The following is a 3,863-nucleotide window of genomic DNA, read 5'->3' as shown; positions in this document are numbered from 1 at the left end:
TTCCCGTGCCCATAGTTCGTCTCCTTTGCTGCACATTATGCTATCAAAGGAGCGGCACCAAACCGCGACAGGTCCAAGGATGTAGTCGCGCCCCGACGGTCTTGCTTCATCAAGAGATATTGCGACAGGCTCAGTCTTTGGGGTAGTCTCGTGACCCGCCCAACCTGGACGCTCCCCGTGGAAGGTCCAGCCGGAGGTGCGAACCGTGCCGTCACGGCCGAACGCAATAACGTCAGCCGCGCTCCTTGAGGGTGAGCTGATAGTCAGGACCAAAGCACAGATCGCGCCCGTCACCGAACTCGAGATGATGTTTGAAGAGCCCCGGCCATATGTTGAAATACCGCGGCTCCGGCCCGTGTGGGGTGATCCGGGTCGAGACCAGAATGGCGTCCGGCTCGCCTTTGCGCATGTAGATGCACTGGTAGCGTGGCTTGCCATCGTCCGTGAACCCCACGAGCTCATATCGACAGCGGAACGCAATGCCCTTCTCGGACAGGTCTTTGACACCATCGATGGTGATCAGAATTTGGTTGCGTGCTATCGGCATGTTTGGACTCTCCCGTTGAGAGCCCTTCTACTGCACGACACTAAGACCATAAAGTCATATGGAGTCAATACGTCATATTGCGTAAAAATACATAGTGCACGATAGTTGGCGCAACTTTTGCGGGAGAGCGACATGAGACGAGAGGTGATGGCGGCGGCGATGTGCGTGATGGCAGTGATCGCAGCTCCGCAGAAGGCGCAGGCCTATGACATCGATTGTGCGATCATTCTCTGCATGGCTGGCGGGTTCCCTCCGAGCGCCGTCTGCGCGCGGGCTTACCGGAAGATGATTCAGCGGATCACCCCCTGGCCGAGCCTGCCGCCCTTTGGGGTCTGTACCTATGCCCATGTGCCGGTCGAACTGGGTGGGCCCGGTGGAGAGGGCGCGGTTGACACCAATCTTCCCGAATACGATTGGCTGAACCGGACACGAACAGTCTGGTTTACGGGAAGAGCCTATGAGCCCGAGGACGAACCCAAGCAATGGGATTGGTCGATCCGGTCCTGTGACCGGGACAACAAGTCATGCCGTTCACTGCAATCTGTGCACGGCTCGCTAGTGAGATGGCCAAGCATGTTCGTGACGGAAAACGGACAGGTCGTAGCATTGCCGGCCAGTTATGTCCTGGGAACCCAGTTCACGCGCGGAATCATGGTCGAATATGGAGACTATGAGGGCACCATGGCGCGCTCGGAATGGTTCTTCTATTGACTATCATCCTGCTGCACATCGAGCGAAAAAGGCCTGGTTGTCACACACTCAAGGTCCACGGTCTTGGGATCCACCTTCCAATCCCGCCACACGACACCGGTGTTCCATCTGAAGTCAGTAAAGACATGGGTCTCGCGCTCTTCTACAACCGCATAGCCCTCCTGAAACGGGTCGGCGCTTAGTCTTAGCTGTTTCAATAGTGATCTTCTTAACTGGTAGTGAAATAAAGGGTGGGATCTAGCCGCGTGGCTGGAAGAACTCGATCGGATCAACCTCGAGTGCGTCCGCGAGTTGTTCAATCATATCTACGGACACGGAGTAGTGTGCGTTTTCTATCTTGCCCACGTAACCCCGATCAATCTCTGCGAGCAGCGCAAGCTTCTCCTGACTCAGGTCGCGGCTGCGCCTCAGGCTTTGCAGGTTCAATCCAACGCGCTCTCGCAACTTCATGCGAAAGCAGTGACGGCAATTCGGCCTATATTGCGACGGAGTATACTCTACAATCGCAAGGGTTGAGAAAGAAATTCATCAATCGCGCTTCAGTAAAGCACGGCTTCGATGCGGTTACTGTAGGCCTTGGGGTCATCAGGAAAAAGGACAGCACCGGATGGGCTGATGCCGCCAGTTGGTCGTCCACAGGGAGGTGTATAGGACGAATTCAAGAATGTGCCTCAGCTTGCGTTGTGCATTGCGACGCTTCTGCGTCTGTAGTTGTGCCGCGTGTCCGAAGTATCCGGCATAGTTCTTCGGTAGCGAGTCATCCGCCCAGAAGTTGCGTTTGATCTCTCGGAAAATTGTCGATTTGTGGCCCTTCAGGACGCGCCATCCCGCGGACAAGAACTTTTGCGTGCCACCAATCCTCAATCTTGGGTCGTTCCTGAAGCAAAAGCTGCGTGTAAACAGCTCCCATGCCATAAATTCCTATTAGATAACTTATTTTTTTTTAACAGGAGTCGCACTTCAGGGTAGAATGTGCCCAGCTACAAAGCATTTGTTGCAACCAAGTAGAAATGTCACTCGGTTTGCAAAGTAGAAATGTCACCAAAAGCGCTGAGGGAAGCAAAGCCTGACAGGGCGAAGACCTCAGCTATCGCAGCCCTTGCTGGCTTTGCGATCGGCGATGCGCTTTTGGTCTGCAAGGCTGTTCCAGCCTGTATTCCGGCGCCCGGTCGGCTCATACCGAGAACGCTGCTTTCCCGCTCGGCGTTTCTTTGGCGGAGCCTTGTCCTGTTCCGCTTTGATGTGCTCCAACACTGCGCTCAGGTGCTTGTTCTCGGTGATTGCCGCATGGGTGACACGCTGGTCCTTGTCGAAGACGGAGTAGGGGAGCGACACGCCCTTCCAGCGGAATTCCAGACGACCGTCAGCAAACTCGTAGGTGTCAACATACTTGCCGGGCAGGCCACGGGTGATCTCGTTCTCTTGCAGGATGATCCGCAGCCGCTGGTAGGAAAAGGCCAGTTGCTGGCCGACATAGCGTTCATCGCGAAAGCACAGAATATCCGCCAGCCGATCCGGCTCCACATTCAGCGCGCGATGCAGATCGTCCGGACGGCGCGGGGCCTTGGCGAACCTTGCATTGTACCGCTCCATGAACATCGGAAGGAAGGCGTTGGCGGATTGCATGTCCGAGATGCCCGCCAAGCGCAACTCTTTCACCAGCCGATCCTGAAGCGTCCGGTTGGCGCGTTCAACACGACCCTTGGCTTGGCTGCTGTTCGCGCAGAGGATCTCGATGTTGAGCTCGTTCAAAACCCGGCCGAACTGGGTCATGCCATGGCCTGACTTCGCGCCTTGGCTCGCGACGCGGAACACCGTGTGTTTGTCGCTGTAGAACGCCACCGGGCGTCCATGCGCATGCAGATAAGCCTCCAGCGCGCCGAAGTAGCTAAACGTGCTTTCAGACGTCACAAACTCCAGATGCATCAACGTGCTGGTCGCATCGTCGATGAAGACAAGCAAGGTGCAGGCAGGGCCGCGATCTTCAAACCAGTGATGATCCGATCCATCTATCTGGATCAATTCACCATAGCATTCCCGGCGTAATCGTGGCTGATGAAACGTTCTGCGTTGTCTGCGCGACAGCCAGATCCCGGCATCCTGCATCCACTTGCGAACCGTCTCGCGCGAAACCTTCAACCCGTGATGTTCAGCCAGCATCTCAGCAGCCAAGGTCGGTCCAAAATCGATGTAGGTCTCCCGAACCAGCGTCACCGCAAAATCACGGACCGCCGGGTCGATCCGATTGTTCGAAGCCCGACCGCGCGCCTTGTGCCGGATCGCCGCCGGACCGTCAGCCTGAAATGTCTTCAGAAGACGGTGAACTTGTCTGCGGCTCAATCCAAGCACATTGGCGGCCGTCACAGCCGTCATCCGGCCTTGGCTCACCTGGCTCAGTACTTCTATGCGGTTCAGTTCGCGCTCGCTCATGATCACCAATCCCACAGACACACTCCAATCCTGTTAGATCAACAGGGAAGTGTGACACTTCTACTTTGCAAATGTGAGACATTCTAACTTTGCTGTTGTGAACTCACGCTGAAGCGCAAAGTTCTGATATTGTCTTTTACTCCAATCGGTTGCGTATTTCCATCAACTTGCTCTC

4 protein-coding genes and 1 pseudogene are annotated in these 3,863 nt (G+C 55.7%); 1 reads left to right on the top strand and 4 read right to left on the bottom strand.

What is annotated here, in order from left to right; genetic code table 11:
• Nucleotides 1-232 precede the first annotated feature (232 nt).
• Nucleotides 233-547, bottom strand: a complete 315-nt coding sequence (locus tag ACSHXH_RS19030) for a hypothetical protein (RefSeq protein ID WP_435673375.1) — start codon at nucleotides 545-547, stop codon at nucleotides 233-235.
• Between the two features lie 132 nt (nucleotides 548-679).
• On the opposite strand from ACSHXH_RS19030, the gene ACSHXH_RS19025 reads away from it, so the two are divergent.
• Nucleotides 680-1,258 (top strand): hypothetical protein, encoded by a 579-nt coding sequence (locus ACSHXH_RS19025; protein WP_435673374.1) that lies wholly within the window; start codon nucleotides 680-682, stop codon nucleotides 1,256-1,258.
• A 237-nt stretch (nucleotides 1,259-1,495) separates the two neighbouring features.
• On the opposite strand, the gene ACSHXH_RS19020 is transcribed toward ACSHXH_RS19025, so the two are convergent.
• From ACSHXH_RS19020 to ACSHXH_RS19010, 3 genes and pseudogenes are all read right to left on the bottom strand, one after another.
• Nucleotides 1,496-1,708 carry a helix-turn-helix domain-containing protein gene (locus tag ACSHXH_RS19020; protein WP_435673373.1) on the bottom strand — a complete coding sequence of 71 codons (213 nt, stop codon included), beginning with the start codon at nucleotides 1,706-1,708 and terminating at the stop codon, nucleotides 1,496-1,498.
• A gap of 216 nt (nucleotides 1,709-1,924) precedes the next feature.
• Nucleotides 1,925-2,168: pseudogene (locus ACSHXH_RS19015) on the bottom strand (helix-turn-helix domain-containing protein); the annotation flags it as partial.
• 173 nt (nucleotides 2,169-2,341) lie between these two features.
• Nucleotides 2,342-3,703, bottom strand: a complete 1,362-nt coding sequence (locus ACSHXH_RS19010; RefSeq protein WP_435673372.1) for an ISNCY family transposase — start codon at nucleotides 3,701-3,703, stop codon at nucleotides 2,342-2,344.
• Between the last annotated feature and the right edge of the window lie 160 nt (nucleotides 3,704-3,863).

It is taken from the genome of Marivita sp., from assembly GCF_051251565.1.
In the GTDB taxonomy this organism is placed as follows: domain Bacteria; phylum Pseudomonadota; class Alphaproteobacteria; order Rhodobacterales; family Rhodobacteraceae; genus Marivita.
This window is presented reverse-complemented; position numbering and strand designations above follow the sequence as displayed.

Excerpts from the sequence above, each read along its gene's own strand:
- ACSHXH_RS19030 (WP_435673375.1), bottom strand. The coding sequence starts at position 547 with ATGCCGATAGCACGCAACCAAATTCTGATCACCATCGATGGTGTCAAA.
- ACSHXH_RS19025 (WP_435673374.1), top strand. The coding sequence starts at position 680 with ATGAGACGAGAGGTGATGGCGGCGGCGATGTGCGTGATGGCAGTGATC.
- ACSHXH_RS19020 (WP_435673373.1), bottom strand. The coding sequence starts at position 1,708 with ATGAAGTTGCGAGAGCGCGTTGGATTGAACCTGCAAAGCCTGAGGCGC.